This is a genomic window from Acinetobacter sp. YH01010 (assembly GCF_013420775.1).
GTDB lineage: Bacteria > Pseudomonadota > Gammaproteobacteria > Pseudomonadales > Moraxellaceae > Acinetobacter > Acinetobacter amyesii.
Window position 1 is genome coordinate 1 of the sequence record NZ_VOYF01000002.1, and the last position, 18838, is coordinate 18838.

At 41.9% G+C, this 18838-nt stretch carries 22 protein-coding genes and 1 pseudogene; 7 read left to right on the top strand and 16 right to left on the bottom strand.

Features of this window, described 5'->3' with window-relative positions; genetic code table 11:
* The 8 genes and pseudogenes from FTT77_RS01720 to ubiG all read right to left on the bottom strand — a co-directional run.
* Window positions 1-164: pseudogene (locus FTT77_RS01720) on the bottom strand (RNA-guided endonuclease TnpB family protein); the annotation flags it as partial.
* A gap of 178 nt (window positions 165-342) precedes the next feature.
* On the bottom strand, window positions 343-753 hold the full coding sequence (locus FTT77_RS01725) for an RcnB family protein (RefSeq protein WP_168379728.1): 411 nt from the start codon (window positions 751-753) through the stop codon (window positions 343-345).
* A gap of 241 nt (window positions 754-994) precedes the next feature.
* A complete protein-coding gene (locus FTT77_RS01730; protein WP_180108887.1) occupies window positions 995-1405 on the bottom strand; it encodes an RcnB family protein in 411 nt (136 codons plus the stop codon).
* A gap of 310 nt (window positions 1406-1715) precedes the next feature.
* Entirely contained in the window at window positions 1716-1871 is a 156-nt protein-coding gene (locus FTT77_RS01735; RefSeq protein ID WP_168379727.1) for a hypothetical protein, read from the bottom strand.
* Between the two features lie 232 nt (window positions 1872-2103).
* Window positions 2104-2523: a hypothetical protein gene (locus FTT77_RS01740; protein WP_180063057.1), complete on the bottom strand. Its 420-nt coding sequence runs from the start codon at window positions 2521-2523 to the stop codon at window positions 2104-2106.
* Between the two features lie 169 nt (window positions 2524-2692).
* Window positions 2693-3442: a YciK family oxidoreductase gene (locus tag FTT77_RS01745; RefSeq protein ID WP_078190639.1), complete on the bottom strand. Its 750-nt coding sequence runs from the start codon at window positions 3440-3442 to the stop codon at window positions 2693-2695.
* Between the two features lie 36 nt (window positions 3443-3478).
* Window positions 3479-4177 carry an HAD family hydrolase gene (locus FTT77_RS01750; RefSeq protein ID WP_180108886.1) on the bottom strand — a complete coding sequence of 233 codons (699 nt, stop codon included), beginning with the start codon at window positions 4175-4177 and terminating at the stop codon, window positions 3479-3481.
* On the bottom strand, window positions 4177-4887 hold the full coding sequence (gene ubiG / locus FTT77_RS01755) for a bifunctional 2-polyprenyl-6-hydroxyphenol methylase/3-demethylubiquinol 3-O-methyltransferase UbiG (protein ID WP_078190637.1): 711 nt from the start codon (window positions 4885-4887) through the stop codon (window positions 4177-4179). The genes FTT77_RS01750 and ubiG overlap by 1 nt, the downstream gene beginning before the upstream one ends.
* Before the next feature lie 182 nt (window positions 4888-5069).
* Here ubiG and FTT77_RS01760 point away from each other — a divergent pair, with 182 nt between their 5' ends.
* Complete coding sequence (locus FTT77_RS01760) at window positions 5070-5687, top strand: thiol:disulfide interchange protein DsbA/DsbL (protein ID WP_111885097.1); 618 nt, start codon at window positions 5070-5072, stop codon at window positions 5685-5687.
* 59 nt (window positions 5688-5746) lie between these two features.
* Here the strand turns inward: FTT77_RS01760 and FTT77_RS01765 are convergent, their stop codons facing one another.
* Window positions 5747-6424, bottom strand: coding sequence for a TetR family transcriptional regulator (locus tag FTT77_RS01765; protein WP_180106778.1), 678 nt, complete (start codon window positions 6422-6424; stop codon window positions 5747-5749).
* Between the two features lie 176 nt (window positions 6425-6600).
* Here FTT77_RS01765 and rph point away from each other — a divergent pair, with 176 nt between their 5' ends.
* Window positions 6601-7317: a ribonuclease PH gene (gene rph, locus FTT77_RS01770; RefSeq protein ID WP_078190634.1), complete on the top strand. Its 717-nt coding sequence runs from the start codon at window positions 6601-6603 to the stop codon at window positions 7315-7317.
* 150 nt (window positions 7318-7467) lie between these two features.
* On the top strand, window positions 7468-7713 hold the full coding sequence (locus tag FTT77_RS01775; RefSeq protein WP_180108885.1) for a hypothetical protein: 246 nt from the start codon (window positions 7468-7470) through the stop codon (window positions 7711-7713).
* 73 nt (window positions 7714-7786) lie between these two features.
* Here the strand turns inward: FTT77_RS01775 and nadC are convergent, their stop codons facing one another.
* Entirely contained in the window at window positions 7787-8632 is an 846-nt protein-coding gene (gene nadC / locus FTT77_RS01780; protein WP_180108884.1) for a carboxylating nicotinate-nucleotide diphosphorylase, read from the bottom strand.
* Between the two features lie 199 nt (window positions 8633-8831).
* Here nadC and ampD point away from each other — a divergent pair, with 199 nt between their 5' ends.
* Together ampD and murJ are read left to right on the top strand one after the other, a co-directional pair.
* The gene (ampD, locus tag FTT77_RS01785) at window positions 8832-9404 is read left to right on the top strand and encodes a 1,6-anhydro-N-acetylmuramyl-L-alanine amidase AmpD (RefSeq protein ID WP_078190631.1); all 573 of its coding nucleotides are present in this window, start codon (window positions 8832-8834) and stop codon (window positions 9402-9404) included.
* Between the two features lie 86 nt (window positions 9405-9490).
* Window positions 9491-11032, top strand: coding sequence for a murein biosynthesis integral membrane protein MurJ (gene murJ / locus FTT77_RS01790; protein WP_180092649.1), 1542 nt, complete (start codon window positions 9491-9493; stop codon window positions 11030-11032).
* Between the two features lie 163 nt (window positions 11033-11195).
* Here murJ and FTT77_RS01795 read toward each other — a convergent pair whose 3' ends face one another.
* Window positions 11196-11354: a DUF1328 domain-containing protein gene (locus FTT77_RS01795; protein WP_005006601.1), complete on the bottom strand. Its 159-nt coding sequence runs from the start codon at window positions 11352-11354 to the stop codon at window positions 11196-11198.
* Between the two features lie 167 nt (window positions 11355-11521).
* Between FTT77_RS01795 and FTT77_RS01800 the strand changes: the two genes are divergently transcribed.
* On the top strand, window positions 11522-11974 hold the full coding sequence (locus FTT77_RS01800) for a YcgN family cysteine cluster protein (RefSeq protein ID WP_168379729.1): 453 nt from the start codon (window positions 11522-11524) through the stop codon (window positions 11972-11974).
* A 27-nt stretch (window positions 11975-12001) separates the two neighbouring features.
* Here the strand turns inward: FTT77_RS01800 and FTT77_RS01805 are convergent, their stop codons facing one another.
* A complete protein-coding gene (locus FTT77_RS01805; protein WP_180108883.1) occupies window positions 12002-12478 on the bottom strand; it encodes a DUF523 domain-containing protein in 477 nt (158 codons plus the stop codon).
* Between the two features lie 20 nt (window positions 12479-12498).
* Complete coding sequence (locus FTT77_RS01810) at window positions 12499-14295, bottom strand: EAL domain-containing protein (protein ID WP_180108882.1); 1797 nt, start codon at window positions 14293-14295, stop codon at window positions 12499-12501.
* Window positions 14296-14547: 252 nt separating this feature from the next.
* On the opposite strand from FTT77_RS01810, the gene FTT77_RS01815 reads away from it, so the two are divergent.
* Window positions 14548-15822 (top strand): replication-associated recombination protein A, encoded by a 1275-nt coding sequence (locus FTT77_RS01815; protein WP_078190627.1) that lies wholly within the window; start codon window positions 14548-14550, stop codon window positions 15820-15822.
* Between the two features lie 335 nt (window positions 15823-16157).
* Here the strand turns inward: FTT77_RS01815 and purC are convergent, their stop codons facing one another.
* Genes purC through dapA form a run of 3 tightly spaced genes read right to left on the bottom strand, consistent with a single transcriptional unit; the run spans window position 16158 to window position 18434 of the window.
* The gene (gene purC / locus FTT77_RS01820; protein ID WP_078190626.1) at window positions 16158-16877 is read right to left on the bottom strand and encodes a phosphoribosylaminoimidazolesuccinocarboxamide synthase; all 720 of its coding nucleotides are present in this window, start codon (window positions 16875-16877) and stop codon (window positions 16158-16160) included.
* Window positions 16878-16913: 36 nt separating this feature from the next.
* Entirely contained in the window at window positions 16914-17519 is a 606-nt protein-coding gene (locus FTT77_RS01825) for a lipoprotein-34 precursor (NlpB) (protein ID WP_078193263.1), read from the bottom strand.
* 15 nt (window positions 17520-17534) lie between these two features.
* On the bottom strand, window positions 17535-18434 hold the full coding sequence (gene dapA, locus FTT77_RS01830; RefSeq protein WP_078193262.1) for a 4-hydroxy-tetrahydrodipicolinate synthase: 900 nt from the start codon (window positions 18432-18434) through the stop codon (window positions 17535-17537).
* Window positions 18435-18838 lie beyond the last annotated feature (404 nt).

Sequence of the window (18838 nt, forward strand, 5' to 3'; positions counted from 1 at the left end):
TTCGTATATTTGGCAATATCAAAAGCAGAGAGAAATTCACCTTTCCGCTTCAAATGCCTAAACCCTAAATCATTGACATAATTCCAGACGAAGTTCACTTCTGATGCTAGTTGGTCTAACACCTTGCAATGTTTGTCTTTTATACGTAATTTAAGGGTTTTCATGTACTTATATTAACAATCAAAACTCAAGGAAAATAGTCCTTAGTTAAATCAAACGACACTTCAGGTCGTGTCGCTTATATCTCTGACCTGAAGGACAGAGTTTTACGCTCCATTTGATAAAAAAACACCTGAACAGTGTTCAGGTGTTGGGAAAGGGACTTAAGAGATCGTCGAATGATTAGCCATTCTTAATGCGAATGATGCGATCGGTACGATCATTGACTAGCACGTAGTCACCATTGATTTTGTACCATTGTTGATAACGACCGGTGTTCGGTAAGCGGCGCGCTTCACGGTCACTCACTTTGTAGCGGCTTGAATCGAAATAACGAGGAAAGCTTTGACCAACACGCCAATCGCGGCTTGGATTTACACGACGAAAGTCATTACGGTCGTAGCGATTATTGTCATAACGGTTGTTGTTATTCCAATTACTCGGACGGTGATCTTTGTCCCAACGGTTGTCTTGATGTTGGTATGACGGATGGTAACGGCGGTCATCTTGACGATGGTCTGGCGCAGCAATGGCTGCTGTTGTTGCCATCAAAGCCGATACGGAAAGAACTAAACTCGATACGATTTTGTTCATGGGACACCTCTATACATTTCTAATCTGTTTTTCGATGATTCAAAATTAGCGAGAAAGTTCAGAGAAAGCGTGGGGGTAATATAGTTGAATTGTGAAATGTATGGAGGAAATTTGAAGGTGTGCAAATGACCTGAAAGCTAGGCAGCATCAGGCTTTTCGGTTAAATGTTGAAAAACCTCATAAAAAAACCCAGAGTTAATCAGGGCTTTAAAAAATATGGCGAAATTTAATTCAAAATGGCTTACATACCTAAAATTTTCAGAATACTGTTACTATCTGAGTTGACCAATATGTAGTCATTATTGATTTTATACCATTGCTGATTACGCGATGGTTTAGGTAAGTTATGGTCTTTATAATCGACTTTATAACCATTACCACGATAATGCTGTGGCATCACATAGCCCGTTTGCCATTTATGTTGTTGCAAACGTTTGACTCCACGTTGTTCACGCATACGGCGTCGATCTTCAAGATCGTCATCGTCCTGATAACCACGGTAATCACGATCTTTTTTCATTTGACCATATGCATTGCCGCGTGGGCCATCAAAGCCACGTTCATCGTTCTTGAAGTGAGGCGCTGCAGACGTGATGCTGCTTGCTATTAAAGCACTGAAAGAAAGAGCCAAAATTGGCAAAATCTTTTTCATGTTCAACCCTCATGAGTAATTTATCTTCAATATCACTACTGTACGCATTAAATGCAGAGAAACTGTGAAGAAAGATGAATATTTCTTTAAATAAAACGAAGAGATTGCGGATATTATGCGATAAATTTCGCGCTGAGAACAATCTTTCCATATTGAAAGCGATGGTCCGATAATGCGTGCTTTTTATCCTTGCAATGCAGTCTTGATCAAATTTGAGGTCTATTGTAAGCACGATCAAAAACGCCCATCAAGTCTTGATGGGCAAATGGGGTAGAGATACTGGACTGGAAAAGGTGAGTAAATCCGGGTTTTAGTACCACTGCTCATTGAGGCATTGGAGTGAATAAATCGCTTGAGCCACAGATTCAGCTTGCTCGGCATCGTCCATTGCAGAGATCAAATTTTCAGTCAGTTGTAAGTTTTCAATTGAACGAATGGTTTCAATTTTGCGTGTTTGATCAGCCATTTGGGTCTCCTTGCCGTCGGTCTATGTCATGGCAAGCAGTCTATGCTTTTATACTTAATTTGAAAAACCGAATATTATTATAAAAATAATTTAAAAATACGATCAATGGAAAGTTGGGTAATGAAGCTGTCTATTGATCAAAGCTTGTTGAATTTCAAATGCTAATCTAAGGGTTTAAAAAAAGGGCATCAAATGGCCCTTTTTAAACATGAATTTTTCACTTGGAACACACTTAGTATGCGTATTTCAGGTCAGTATAATCCGTTAATGATTTTTGAATATGAGCTTGAATAAATTCATTAATATCTTCAGGTGTCATTGCTGCACCTTGTTTGGTAATCACATGCTCAAACGGTGCTTGATCTTGCGCAATGATGCGATAAACAAAGTTAGTGATCACTTGAAAGCCTGCTTCTTGCTTTTGAATGCAAGTGATATAGAAATAGGCATGCTCAAAGTTTAAGTCAGTATGCGAAAAAATAAATTGTTCAAATAATTTTGCATTTTGACCGACATCTAATCCTTTTAAATCGTCCACGATACTCGGGTCGAATTTCATCCCATATTTTGCTGAAATCGGTTGACCATCGACCAGTAGGTTAACCATGCCATCCTCAGTTGGAGTCACTGTAATATTGCTAAAGTCAGACATGTATCAATCCAATGTTTTTAAAGAATGCCCCAAGTATCGGCAAATTTGCTAAAAACTCAAGTCGACTTTCGCGTGGTCACTGCAAAATCAGTCGGTTAATGATGCGTTGTAAAGATTCAAGACATAAAAAAAGGAAGCGCGATCTTCCTTTTTAAATTGGGTTTTCACCCTATTCATCTTGGGCATCTATGCTGGCACCGGTTAAATGCAAGCTGTCGTCACCCATTAAATATAAATATGCAGGCATGATGCTTTCAGGCGTAGGCAAAGTTTTTGGATCTTCGTCTGGATACGCCTTTGCACGCATGGCAGTACGTGTCGCACCGGGATTAATGCAGTTAAAACGAATATTGGGGTGTTCATTTTCTTTGGCGAACAATGTACTCACGGCTTCAATGGCAATTTTTGAGACCGAGTACGCGCCCCAACGTTCACGGGCTTCACGTCCCACACCCGAACTGGCAAAGACCACTGAGGCATGCTCAGATTTTTGCAGTAATGGCATCAGCTCTTGAGTCAGTACAAAAGGCGCACGAAGGTTCACCGCCATAACATCATCCCAAACATCCACAGGATAATGTTCTAGTTCAGTTCGCTCACCCAAGATCCCTGCATTATGCAAAATGCCGTCTAGGCGACCAAATTGCTTTTCTAAGGTGTCGACCAATAGCTCATAGTCACGAGGAGAGGCACTAGACAGTTGTAGCGGTAAAATCGCCGGTTGGGGGGCACCCAATCCTTCAATTTCATCGTAAATCACTTCTAGTTTATTCAGTGTGCGTCCATGTAAAACCACGGTTGCGCCATGTAAGGCATAACTGAGGGCAGCCGCACGGCCAATACCATCGCCCGCACCTGTAATCAGGATAATGCGATCTTTGAGCAGATCGGGGCGAGGTTGATATTCTGAATATTTCATCCGTACCTCCTCGTTTTATTGTGTTGTGTTCTATCGTTATAAAGTCGCTGTGTTGAGCGTTTTCGGTTTGATGACCAAATCATGAATGACTTCATGCAATTCAGCAACAGTCTTCACTATACAATCTGCATGCCAAGCTGTTAAGTCATCTTTGTGTTGTAAAGGTAAATAGCCATAAGCCGCAAGAATTGTGTACATCTGCGCATTACGACCGGCATCGATATCACGTGGATGATCACCGACATAGATACAGTCTTGAGCATCTAGATGAATGTGCTTGGCGGCTAAATACATCGGCTCTGGGTCTGGCTTGGTTTTACTGACATCATCTGGGCAAACCAATACCGAGCAGCGCTCAATCAAATTCAGCGCTTTGAGCAACGCTTCACTGAGTGAGCGCGGTTTATTGGTGACGATACCCCACGGAATTTGATGCTGTTCCAGTTCATCGAGTAGCGGATACATGCCTTCAAAAAGGTCTGTATCGACGGCAATATCCGCACCATAAAGCGCTAAAAAACGTTGACGATGTGCCAGAAAAATAGGGTCTTCCACATCTAACTCAGGATAGACCAGTTTGACCATGGCACGCGCGCCTTCAGATACCTGTACACGAATGTCGTCAGCACTGACCACCGCAATGCCTTTGTCACGGCACATGTCTTGAATAATACGAATAAAATCAGCCGCGGTATCAATCAGTGTACCGTCAAGATCAAAGAGTACAGCTTTCATTAGGCTTCTTTCACCGTATGAACCATGTAGTTCACATCCACATTCGGTGCGAGCCAATAGCGTTTGGTAATCGGGTTATAATGTAAACCTGTCATATCTTTGAGTTTTAACTCGGCTTGACGAATATCATGAGCTAATTCTGAAGGTTTAATAAACTTCGAATAATCATGAGTGCCTTTCGCCAACATGCGTAAAACATATTCCGCACCAATAATCGCAAACAAATAGGCTTTAGGATTACGGTTAATGGTCGAGAAGAACACATGACCACCCGGTTTTACCAGCTTTTGACAGGCTAAAATGATCGAAGCTGGATCGGGTACGTGTTCGAGCATTTCCATACAGGTGACGACGTCATATTGACCTGCTTGCTCTTCTGCCAATTGCTCTACAGGTACTTGGCGATATTCAATATTTTGTACATTTTCTTGTTCGGCATGTAAGCGTGCAACATTCAACGGCGCTTCGCCCATGTCGATACCCAATACTTGCGCACCGCGACGTGCCATGCTTTCAGCTAAAATACCGCCGCCACAGCCCACATCTAATACTTTCTTGCCAGTGATACCATTTGAATGCTCATCAATCCAGTTCAAACGCAGGGGATTAATCATGTGCAAAGGGCGGAACTCAGAATGCTGATCCCACCATATGGCTGCGAAAGCTTCAAATTTGGCAATTTCTTGTGGATCAACATTCAATTGCGACATCGGTTGCACCTCAATCAAGTCTTTATATTTTAGAAAAAAGTTTATGGGAGTTAGTGTAGCGCGTCCTGAAAAAAAAGCGATAAAAGCCTTAAAAAAGTTCACAGAATGAAAACGAAATCGACAGATTTGATTTATAGTGTTGCCATAAACTAATCATAATGATTTTGAGGACGATAAGTTCAATGAAAAAATTCCTTTTAGGCACGATTACAACAGCTATTTTGGCTTTTTCTGGCAGTGCGATGGCAGCGCAATTTGTCGCGGGGACTGATTACACAGTTATTCCAAAACCGATTAAAGTCGAACGTCCGGGTAAAATCGAAGTCCGTGAGTTCTTTTGGTATGGCTGCCCACATTGTTTTACATTAGAACCGCATATGCAAACGTGGTTAAAGCAATTGCCTAAAGATGTACGTTTTGTCCGTACACCTGCAGCAATGAATCCACTTTGGGAACAAGGCGCGCGTGCTTACTATGCATCGGAAGCACTGGGTGTTCGTCAAAAAGCACATTTACAATTGTTCCATGACATTCATGTGGGTCAAAAAAATATCTTAGAACAAGGCGCATTTGCTAAGTTCTACACCCGTTATGGTGTTCCTGAAGCGAAATTTAACAGCACATTTAAATCATTTGCTGTGTCTTCAAAAATTGCTCAAGCGAAAAGCTTAGCGGCTCAATATCAATTGAGCGGCGTGCCTGCGATTACCGTCAATGGTAAATACATCGTACAAGGTGAAGATGCACGTACCGTTGAAATCGTGAAATTCCTTGTTGATAAAGAACGTAAAGCGAAATAACAGTGTTTTGAAAAAGCCGCACTCGATGCGGCTTTTTTTATGCAGGCATATTTTGCGTTTTAGGTCGATAAATTTTGTGGATCAGCGATTTGAGCCAAAGATCGATCCCAATGCAAAATGCCACGAAATAAGAGCTGAACTTGGGTCTGAGCTTGGCGGCGAAATTGTTGCAGCGCATCAGTACGTTGTGGAAGTTCAACATGTCGATGTATGTCAATCCACTGCATTGCCCAACTTAAGGCCAATTCAAACAAAATTTGTCCCAATACTTTGAGGTCTTGTTCGGATTGAATATGTTGAGTCGCTTCAACTTGAGCCAGTGCATGGGCCAAATCGGTACTGAGAAAATTAAACTCACGAGTAATGGCTTGTCTTAAGAATGCTGAACCACCCCAACGTTCAGCAATAAGAAACATCCATGCCTCAGGAAATTGCTCAACGGCATGAAATAAATAATCCAGACTTTGGCGTGTGCGTGCATCTGGCGCTTGAAAGCATTGCTGACTCAGTTGATTGAGGACATTCCGAAGGTGCAGGGCCATTTGGTCGACTAGTTCCAAACCGAGCTCATCCATGTCCTGAAAATGGCGATAAAACGCAGCAGGAACCAAGCCGACATGACGGGAAATTTCGCGTAAGCTCAGACTGCTAAAAGAACGGCCTGTGGTACTTAATGCAAGAGCTGCATCAAGGATAGCTTTACGACTTTGTTGCTTACGTTCTTCCCGTATCGACATGCAATTCGTCCTGAATATTGCGTGGCTTCAGTCTAACAAATTTCCTGATGACGTACGACGGGCCTATCAAAACTTGGATGAATGGATTTTGTAAATGCACACGAATGCGTCCCGAATCTGGCTGTACCTTCTGTTATAATGTGCCGCAATCAATTTTGTCAGATTAAGGACTCATTATGCGTATCGACCAACGAGCATTAGATCAATTACGTGAAGTAAAAATTACCCGTAACTACACACGTTATGCGGAAGGTTCTGTATTGGTTGAATTTGGTCATACAAAAGTTCTTTGTACTGCAAGTGTTGACAACTCAGTACCGCGTTTCCTTAAAGGAAAAGGTCAGGGTTGGGTGACTGCTGAATATGGCATGTTACCTCGTTCAACACATACACGTACTGACCGTGAAGCGGCGCGTGGTAAACAAAGCGGTCGTACTCAAGAAATTCAACGTCTGATTGGTCGTAGCTTACGCGCGATGGTGGATTTGAAAAAATTGGGTGAAAATACCATCAGTATCGACTGTGATGTGATTCAGGCAGATGGCGGTACACGTACAGCATCAATTACAGGTGCAGCAGTTGCCTTGGTCGATGCAATGAATGTCTTGCTTGAAAATAAAAAAATTAAACAAGATCCATTAAAAGGTTTAGTTGCTGCGATTTCTGTAGGGATGTATCAAGACGAAGCATTACTTGATCTTTGCTATGAAGAAGATTCAAGCTGCCAAACAGACATGAACGTAGTGATGACACAAGCTGGTGAGTTCATTGAACTTCAAGGTACAGCAGAAGACAAACCATTTACACGTACACAGTGTAATGAAATGCTTGAATTGGCTGAAAAAGGCATTCAAGAATTGATCAAAAAACAACAAGAAGCTTTAGGCTGGTAAGTTGTTTGATTCAGTTCAAACTGAATAAAGAACGCATCTTCGGATGCGTTTTTTTATGCGTTGAATATAGAAAATCCAACACGAATCGGCTATTCAGTAGCGTGTCTTTGACTCAAATTAATAGGATCAGGATGCTTTGAAGGACTAAATATGAAAAATTGGATGATGTATTTTTCTTTGTTCATCGTATTGTTGATCAGTGGTTGTGATTTTTTTGGAAATCAGGATCAAGAGCGTGAAGGTGGTCGTTTTTCTGAACAAAGTGAAAACTCAAAAGATCAGGACGATGATCAAGATGAGCGCGAGCAGCATGAAGACGATGCGGCGCATGAAAAGGACTCCGAGCATGAAGATGAAGCTCGACGAAGTTCAAAACAACAGCAAGATGATGATTAAGTCATGCTAGATCTTAAGCATCAAAAAGGGTGCTACAGCACCCTTTATTTATGTTTAGAGTAAGTCTAGAGTGTTAGGCATTAAAGCGCATCGATAAATCAATCGCTGTGACATCTTTGGTGAGTACACCCATCGAAATATAATCGACCCCTGTCGTTGCCACTTCACGTAAGTTTGCAATGGTGATATTGCCTGAGGCTTCAAGTTTGCAGCGACCATTCACGTGTTTGACAGCATCAATCATTTGTTGCTGACTAAAGTTATCCAACATCACAATATCCGCACCTGCTTCCAATGCTTGGTTGAGTTCATCCCAAGTTTCGACTTCAACTTCCACAGGTTTGCCCGGTGCAATCTGGTGTGCTTTGGCAATCGCTTGTTGGATGCTACCTGCTGCCATGATGTGATTTTCTTTAATTAAAAACGCATCAAATAAACCTAAGCGATGGTTTTGACCACCTCCGACAGCAACTGCATATTTTTGTGCAATACGTAGGCCTGGTAAGGTTTTACGGGTATCGAGTAAACGAGTATTCAAACCTTCAAGCTGCTGGACATAGGCAGCAGTTTTAGTCGCTACTGCAGATAATGTTTGTATAAAATTTAAGGCTGGACGCTCAACCGTGAGTAAACTACGCGCAGAACCTGCGAGTTTTAAAAAGGCTTCGCCTGCGGCAACACGGTCACCATCATGTTTCAACCAAGTGACTTGGACAGCGGCATCGTAAGCCTGAATGAGTGCATTGACCCAAGGCTGACCCGCCAAGATCATATCTTCACGGCTGATAATTGTTGCAGTGGCTTGTTCATCTTCTGGAGTTAACAGGGCTGTAATATCGCCTTCGCCAATATCTTCTTGTAGTGCGTGTTGAATATTGATTTGGATTGATTGTTCAAGCAAAGATTGCGATATGCTCATAAGAAGTTCCGTATCTTTTTTAACCCAGGAAAATGTGCGCGTTATATTAGCATTGTTCCTGAAAAATGAGCGATTTTTAACTACTTTCACAGACTTGAATTGAGATTTCAATGTGAAAGTTTTAGCATTAAAACTTTCAAGTAGGGCTCGGCGTTTTGATCTGCAGCATTGCAGGCCGGCTTAGACACAGGATTCTTTTATGTCACAAGCAACAACATTTCAGGTGCAGGATGGGCAATTGCTAGGTGCGCGTCAAATTCCATCACCGAATTTTAACCAGCGTCCTGAAGATACCGAAATTCAGCTTGTCGTCATTCATAATATTAGTTTGCCACCTTCTCAGTTCGGCGGTGGTTATATCGAACAATTTTTCCAAAATCAGTTGGATTGGTCGAAACATCCTTATTTTCAAACTATTGAAGGGATGCAAGTATCGACACATTTATTGATCCTGCGTACAGGCGAAGTCCTACAGTTCGTCAATTTTAATGATCGGGCTTGGCATGCAGGTCGCTCAACCTATTTAGCACAAAAAGAATGTAATGATTATTCGATTGGCATTGAACTCGAAGGAAGTGATGATTTACCTTTTGAGGCTGCACAATATGCCGTGCTGACCGAGGTCGTGGCGTGTTTACAACAGGCTTATCCTAAAATTCAACAACATATTGCAGGGCATTCAGATATTGCACCGGGACGTAAAACTGATCCAGGTCCATTTTTTGAGTGGAACGCTTTTCGTCAGCAGCTGCATCATTTTAAAAACAAATAAACAATACATACTGCGTTTAATAAACCAATGAAATTCCTTGACGAGTTTCATTACAATAGGCGCACTTTCAAAAGTGAGAAATACCGATGGCGCTTTGGCGTTCGACAGTCATTGTCAGTGCAATGACTATGTTGTCCCGTGTATTGGGACTGGTACGGGATATTGTCCTGTTAAATGTATTTGGTGCAGGTAAAGACTTCGATACCTTCGTGGTTGCCTTTCGTATTCCTAACTTTTTTAGGCGCTTATTCGCAGAAGGGGCATTTTCACAAGCCTTTATTCCTGTATTGACTGAATATAAAACCAGTCGAACCCATGCCGAAGTCCAGATTCTGATTAGCCGTGTTTTTGGCTGTTTAGGTCTGGTGATGACCAGCTTGACGTTCATCGCGATGGTGGCGGCACCCGCGATTATTTATATCTATGCACCGGGTTTCCATGGTGATGCAGACAAGTTTGCGTTAGCTACCGATATGTTCCGCCTAACGATTCCTTACTTATTGTTTATGTCCTTAACGGCATTTGCCAGCAGTATTTTGAATAGTTATGGCTCATTCAGTACACCTGCGTTCGCTCCAGTGTTACTCAATGTCGCGATGATTGCCGGTGCGCTGTGGTTAACCCCTTATATGGCTGAGCCAATTATGGCTTTGGGTTGGTCTGTTGTCGCGGCAGGATTCTTGCAATTGGCGATTCAGATTCCAGAGCTGTGGCGTAAAAAATTACTGATTCCACCGAAAGTTGACTTCAAACACGAAGGTGTCGATCGCATCATGAAGTTGATGCTGCCAGCACTGTTTGGTGTCTCAGTGACGCAGATCAACTTACTGTTGAACACCATTTGGGCGTCTTTTATGCAAGACGGTTCAGTATCATGGCTATATAGTGCTGAACGTATGACCGAGCTACCTTTAGGTTTGATTGGGGTAGCTATTGGTACCGTGATTTTACCGTCATTGTCTGCACGCCACGCTGAACAAGATCAGGACAAATTCCGCCGTATGATTGATTGGGCAGCTAAGGTCATTATCTTGGTGGGTGTGCCTGCCAGTATTGCGCTTTTCATGCTCTCTACACCTATTATTCAGGCCTTATTTGAACGTGGTCAATTTAGCTTTGAAGATACACAGATGACCGCATTGGCATTGCAATGTATGAGTGCCGGTGTGATTTCATTCATGCTTATTAAAGTGTTTGCACCAGGGTTTTATGCGCAACAAGATACCAAAACTCCAGTACGTGTAGGTTTAATGGCGGTCGCAGCCAATGCCATTCTTAACGTGGTGTTTATTGGATTCTTTAAACTGATTGATTGGCATGCTGAGCATATGGCCTTGGCATTGGCATCCTCTGGTTCCGCATTAGTGAATGCAGGGATGCTGTATTTTTATTTACATAAGCGCAATATTTTCCGTTTTGGGGCGCATTGGAAAAAATTGGTGATTCAGTTTGCGATTGCCAATGCTGTGATGATTGCTGCACTGTGGTATGGCTTAACATGGTACAACGGTGATGTATCTGCGTGGATGCGTGTCGCGGAAGTGATCATCTTATGTGTGATTGGTGTTGCTGCTTATGGTATCGCCTTAATTGCAACAGGCTTTAGACCACGTCACTTAAAACCTTAAAGCTAAAACCTACAGCGTAATGCGTTTGACGTTGATGTAAAAAAATAAGAGCCCATAGGCTCTTATTTTTTTGATTAAGACTCAAGATGATAAAAACATACGTTTCTGAATCATGAGTCTGAGGGGAGTAATTTGTAGTTTAAAACGACATTCAATCAGTCGCCTAAACTTTTCCTCGAGAGAGGAAACCAACAATTGCGAGAATGACTGCAATAACCAAAAGAATAACAGCAAAGTCTTTGGATAAGCCTGCAACACCACCAAAACCTAGCAGACTCGCAATCAATGCAATTACAGCGAAAATAATAGCCCAGCGGAACATAGTTTTATCTCCATGTGATTTTTTATTCTGTCTCATCAGTATAGGAGTCACAGAAAGCATGCTATGTATTCTTTTGTTTATTTAATGTTCAATATTCGGTAACTTAAACAAGGAATTTATGTGCGGGTTCAGTTAATATGCCTGCCACCTTCGTTGCGAGCGAGAAGATGACCGATACTCTACGCCCACATTTTTGGAAAAAGCATGCTTTGACTGAACTCACTCATTTGGAGTGGGAGTCCCTCTGTGATGGTTGCGGGCTGTGTTGTTTAATCAAGCTTGAAGATGAAGATACGCAAGAGGTGGCATACACCAAAGTGGCATGCAAACTTTTAGATTGTGAAACTGCCAGTTGTTCCGATTATCCAAATCGCAAATCACACGTTGCAGACTGCATACAGCTGACACCTGAACAAATTCACCAATTTCATTGGCTACCGCCGAGCTGTGCTTATCGTAGAATTTCTGAAGGTAAAGATTTACCGCGTTGGCATCATCTAGTGACGGGAAGTCGTGACAGTATTTTGAAGGCACGAAAGTCTGCCGCAGGGCGTTGCATCAGTGAAGAAGACGTCAACCCTGATGATATTGAAGATTATATTGTGCGTTGGGTACGCTAAAGGACATAGATACGCTCTATCTTGGGGCTAGAGTTGATCTTGTATCATGGCCAGAAAGTCTTGTTCTGACAGAACCTGAAAACCATGCTGTTTGAGGAGTGCTGTGGTTACTCCATAGCCTTCAATTTTTGTACGCGTAAAGGTGCCATCATAAATATAATGACTGCCGCACGACGGGCTACGATCCTTCAAGACCACCACATCAACCTTATGCAATTGGGCCAATTCCAACATGCGGTGGGCACCCGCGATAAATTCAGCACTGACATCTGTCCCCAAAACATCTTTGACTTGGGCTGTGCCATTGAGCACATCACTGGCTTGACCATTTTGAATTTCTGCAGGAAAACGTGGACAGCTAAGGCCACCCATCATTTCAGGGCAGGCGGTAATGACTTGGTGGGTCTGCATGAGTTGGCAAATCGCAGCTTGTGTATTTGATTTGGCATCATAGCGAACCGGTTGGCCTGCCAGACAGGCACTGACTAAATACTTCAGTGTCATCGTGTCTTGCTCCACAAGTTTTAGTGACTCAAAAGTTCCATCGCATGGTCATAACTGAGCGGACGATAAAAGTAAAAACCTTGTCCAGTATGACAATTACATTCTTTTAAGGTATCGACCTGTTCCGGTTTCTCTATACCTTCGACTAATATATTCAGGGAAACACTCGCACCAATTTGTGTAATCGCTTTGACAATGGCAAGTGCTGAACAGTCGGTATGCATGCGTTCCACAAAATTACGGTCGATTTTAATACAGTCGACAGGGTAGTTACTTAGACGTGTTAATGATGAATGACCTGTACCAAAATCATCTAAAGAAATGTGGATGCCATGGTCTTTCAATAAATTGAGGGCGCGAATCACATAATTTGAGCCACGTTCTGACAGGCTTTGCTCGGTAATTTCGACCTCAATAATATCTGGTGATATACCAAACTGCTTTAAGCGATTCAGTAGTTTTTCCGCATAATCATCACGTAAAAATTCGACAGGTGCAGCATTTATTGAAATCGGTAGCGGTTGCAGTCCAAGTTCAATCCATTTTTGAATATCTTGAAAGATTTTAATTTGCATTGTTTCACTAATGCGTGAAGCCAATTCATAATCTTGAAATGCAGCAAAAATTTGAGAAGGTAATTGTAATTGTTGGTCTTTATCGTACCAACGCAGCAAAGCTTCAAAGCCGACCACTTGACTGTCAGAAAGGCGAACTTTGGGTTGATAAAACGGAATAATTTGATTGGACTTAATCAGGCTGCGGGCTAGCGTTAATTGGCGAGTGGTGTTTTCAAGAATTTTAAACATGGTGTGGTTGAACATTCGCACCCCACCACGACCACTGCCTTTTAAATCATTCAGTGCAATATCTGCGCATTTAAGTAAATTCGAGGAATTTTGTGCATCGCGTGGGTAGATCGCACAGCCAATACTCATACCTATATTGATGCTTTGTCCATTATAGAAAATCGGCATATCCATTTGCTGACAGGCGATGCTGGCAATATCTGTTAATTGTTGTTGCGATTTTAAGTTCGGAATAGAAATGGCAAATTCATCGCCACCTAAGCGTGAAACCACGATATTTGCATCAAAACAGTGCTGAAAACGCTGTCCAAGGGTATGCAGTAAATGGTCTCCAGCACTATGCCCTAAGGTGTCATTAATATGCTTAAAATAATCCAGATCGATCAATAACAAACCCAGTTGTTGCTGATGTTCTCGTGCCACTCTTAAGTGACTTTTAAAGACTCGACTAAACGCACGGCGGTTTAATAAACCTGTTAAATCATCTCGTTCAATGATGCGTTGAAGTTTATTTTCTGCCAGTCGCTGTATCGTAATATCACGTGATACACAGAGGATTTCTTTGACTTGGCCATATTCGTTGAATACTGGGCTGAGCATATTATCCCAATAAGCCAAGGGTTCATCTGCTACTTGGCTCATGCCAACAAAGCGAGATATTTTACCTTCTTTGGCTTCGGCAAAAGCATTCAAACACGCGTCACGGACTTCTTCAGGCAGTAATTTATGCCAAGACATACCAAACTCAGTTTCAGTTAGAGGTACGCCCAGAGCTAAACATCCCGCGCGGTTCATATGCAGAACATGACCGTCTAGACTTAATAATTTTATACAGTCGACACTAGCATCTAACATTTGATTACGACTATTCAGTTTTTCTCGTAATTCAGCGCATTGATTATGTTGTAATTGTATATTCTTGGCTTGGGGCATTTTTTGAAATAAATTTATAGGTAGATCAATGCCTTGTTGAACTTGAACGATTCGCTTTTGCTTTGTTGATTGCTTCATACAATCTGTCCAATTGGGTCAGGCAAGTCTAAAATGGGATATCTTGCCGATGATACTTTAATTTGATCGATAAGGGATAAGATCTCTTGTTACATTATAGTTAACATTCGCCTAAGGATTTTTACATGCAAGATACTTAAATAATGACATCAAACCAGCCTCTTAAATTGAATATCGAATAAAGCAAAGATTCTGCCAAGGCAGTGTTAGAATAGAAAAAACGTCCCCAATTGCCGGAAACGAAATAATAAGATGTCAGACAGCCAAATTCCTCTTCCTGAACGCATGCGTCCTCATGATTTATCGCAAATTATTGGACAAGATCACCTTTTGGGTGAAGATGCACCGTTACGCCAGATGATTGACCAAGGGCATTTGCCATCGATTATTTTTTGGGGACCTCCGGGTGTAGGTAAAACCACAATTGCATTGTTGTTAGCGCAGGCCGTTGACCGACCATTTATTAGTTTATCTGCGCTCAATACTGGGGTGAAAGAGTTACGTGAAATCATCGCCGATGGTGGAGATTTATTGACACCTGTGGTGTTTATTGATGAAATTCATCGTTTTAATAAGTCACAACAAGATGCCTTACTGAATGCGGTTGAAAAGGGCAAAATTACTCTGATTGGTGCAACCACAGAAAACCCTTCATTTGAAGTTAATAATGCCTTATTGTCCCGTTGTCAGGTCTATACCTTAAATGCTCTGGATAATGACGCAATTCAGCGCTTATTGGATCAAGCCATTCAGCAAGATTCGTTTTTAAAAGAGCGTTATATTCAAATCGAAGAATATGAAGCTTTATTTCAATTTGCCGCAGGTGATGCTCGTAAAGCATTAAATCTTTTAGATTTAATCGCCAGTACGTTTGAGCCAGACTTAGAAAATATCATTAGCAATGCGGTGGTGGTCAAAGTGGCGCAGCAAAATATTGCACGCTATGACAAATCGGGCGAACAGCATTACGATTTAGTTTCGGCTTTTATTAAGTCGATTCGAGGCAGTGATCCAGATGCAGCTTTGTATTGGATGGCTCGAATGCTCAAAGGTGGTGAAGATCCTGTCTTTATTGCTCGTCGTATGTTGATTGCGGCATCAGAAGATATTGGCAACTCAAATCCAAATGCCTTGCTGTTGGCAGGAGAATGCTTCCGATCTGTGCAGGCAATTGGTATGCCTGAATGTCGAATCATTTTGGGGCAATGTGCGGTGTACTTGGCAACCAGTGCAAAAAGTAACAGCACTTATTTGGCCATAAACAAAGCTTTAGATTTGGCAGAAAAAACCTCGAATCTACCCGTGCCATTGCATTTGAGAAATGCACCAACCAAATTGATGAAAGAGCAAGGCTATGGCGTGGACTATTTATATCCACATAATTATCCTGAACATTTTGTCATGCAAGACTATATGCCGCCTGAACTGAAAGGCACTAAGCTGTATGAGTCTGCACGCAATAAACGTGAAGTCGAAGGTGAGCGTTTGCAGCAACGCCGTTGGATGCAACAACAACAGCAACAATGATTTGAATGATCATAATGAAAAGGCGCTTCGGTGCCTTTTTTTATGTCTAATTCACGCAAAAAAAAGCCCAACTCAAGGCGAGCTGGGCTGAAAAAATAGGATGCCTTTGGGGAGATACATCCTAGAGGGTAGATGGAAAATCTGGTCGGCATACACACTGGAAACTTATAGATCCTAATGCTGCCTGATATGTGGCTATCTTAGTGTGAACTTGGCTAAATGTGAAACAGAGGATTTTTATGGTTAACATTTGTTTTTTCGATCATGGATTAATCGAGTAATATTTTATTAAAAAACCGAGCTAAAGAGCTCGGTTTTTTAAATCGATGAACGAATTAGATATCAGAAAGGTCGATACCTAAACGTGCAGCAACTTCTTCATAAGCTTCAACTACACCGCCTAAACCTTGACGGAAACGGTCTTTGTCGAGTTTTTTCTTAGTGTCTTTGTCCCATAGACGGCAGCCGTCTGGAGAGAATTCGTCACCTAGTACGATACGGTCGTGGAACACGCCAAATTCAAGTTTAAAGTCAACAAGCAGCATGTTGCCTGCATCGAATAGACCTTTAAGTACTTCGTTTACTTTATAAGTCAACTCTTTCATTTGAGCGAGTTGTTCTGCAGTCGCCCAACCTAATGCAATCGCTTGTGATTCATTCACCATTGGGTCGCCTAACGCATCGTCTTTGAAGAACAATTCGAAAGTTGGCGGAGTAAGTTCTTTACCTTCTTCAACGCCTAAACGACGGCAAAGTGAACCTGCTGCATAGTTACGAATTACGCACTCTACAGGAACCATGGTTAATTTTTTCACTAAAACTTCAGTTGGAGAAAGAAGTTTTTCGAAATGAGTTTCGATACCAGCCGCAGCCAATTTTTCCATGATAAAGGCGTTAAAACGGTTGTTCACCTTACCTTTGCGATCCAGTTGTTCAATTTTTTCACCGTTGAATGCAGAAGCATCGTCACGGAAAACTAGGATGAGGTGGTCAGAACTATCTGTTTCATAAACAGATTTCGCTTTACCAGTATAGAGCAAGGTTTGTTTTAACATGAGGGAACCTTTTTCGAGAAAAAATGCCTAGTACGACTAGGCTGGCCAATTTTGGTAAATCTGAGCTAACAGATCTGCAGCTTTTTCTTTGTCTGCAAAACTGTTATCGGCATTGAACACAGCGATGTTATTGCTTGAACCTACAGAAGAAAGTCTTAAGACATAGGTCTGCTGATCGACCTTGACGGTTACTTCGTAACGGTTTTTGCTCTGACCAACAATGGTATGGTTAAGGCTGCTGAGGGTAGCAAGTGTGTATTGCCAAATTGTAGCAGAATTTCCTTCAACTTTGATCAGTGGATTTTGATTTCCATCCACCAATAGTTGAGGGCGGCTAATATTTGTACTGTCTGTTGAGGAATCTGCAACGACATTATTTTTTTCCGCGGCTGGACGCGGAAGGGCATAGCGATTGCCGCGCTTATTTTCAAGCTTTGGTGCATGCTCAATTGCTAGCGGGTCAACTGATGGAGCAGGATACAAAGGCGTTGCAGGACGAACCATTGACCCTTCAGGGTATTTCAGCGGTTCAACATCTGTGGTTTGTTTATAGTCCAGTGTGCCATTATTAAAGGCAAGTGAACTACAACCGGCTAATGTAAATACTGAAAGTGCCAGGCTAAGTCCTAAACGTAATTGCATGATGTTTGCTCTTCTTTATTTGATAACGCCCGCAGTGATGAGTGCTTCACGAAGCGGAGTACGATATTGTTCTGCAAGGGGTGTTAATGGTAAGCGAATGCCTGTTTCAATCAGGTTCATCTCATGAAGTGCCCATTTCACAGGAATTGGGTTCGATTCGCAAAATAAAATTTGATGTAAATTTGCAACAGTATTGTTTTGTTGCTCGGCTTGAACTGCGTCACCCGCCAAAGCGCTTGCACACACTTCGCTCATCTCTTTTGGCGCCACGTTCGCAGTAACCGAAATGTTGCCTTTAGCACCTAAACCCATTAACTGATAAGCCGTTGCATCATCACCTGAGTACACCACCATATCTTTGCCTTTAAGGCCTTCAATGAGTTCTTGACCACGAGGAACATCGCCAGTGGCGTCTTTAATGCCCACGATTTGTGGAATATCAGCAAGACGGATCACGGTGTCGTTGTGCATGTCTACACCGGTGCGGCCAGGTACATTGTATAAAATTTGAGGTAAATCAACAGCTTCAGCAATCGCTTTGTAGTGTTGATACAGGCCTTCTTGGGTAGGTTTGTTATAGTATGGTGTAACTAATAATGCCGCATCTGCACCTAATTCTTTGGCTTCTTTGGTGAGTTCAATTGCTTCGTGGGTTGAGTTTGCACCTGTGCCGGCAATAATTGGAATGCGTTTGTTCGCCACACGGATGATTTCTTTGATCACCTGAGTGTGTTCGGCCATGCTCAAGGTAGAAGCTTCACCTGTAGTCCCTACAGCAACAATACTATTAGTGCCTTGCTTTATATGCCACTCAACCAGCTTCTCGAGGCTCTTCCAATCTACGCTGCCATCTTCAAACATTGGGGTGACGATTGCGACAATTGAACCTTGAATGGTCTGAGCTTGCTGAGTCATTTTGAAAAGCTATCCTATTTGTCCATCCGACAAGATGAAATATTGATTTCTGGATGGTTTCGAATTTTGATTTGTAGCATGTTCATTGGGCTATACCCAAATTGAATAATGCTTACGCAAATTATGACTGATCAAACGCATAAGAACAATATGCTTTGGTCAAAGCCATAAAATTCTTTATACAAATCAAACTTAAAACAATCAAGTGTAAAATAGCGGTTTTTTTGCAGCCTGAAAATTGTTCAGCAAGGGCTGAATCTTGAAAATGTGTTATTCAATCGAGAGGGTTGGCATGGTTGATGGGATTGATTAAATCATCAGCAAAAGGTTGATCTATCTGTATTCCGTGCTTTTTAATCAGAATTTAAGATTAAATAACAATGACTAAAGATTTAAAAACTATA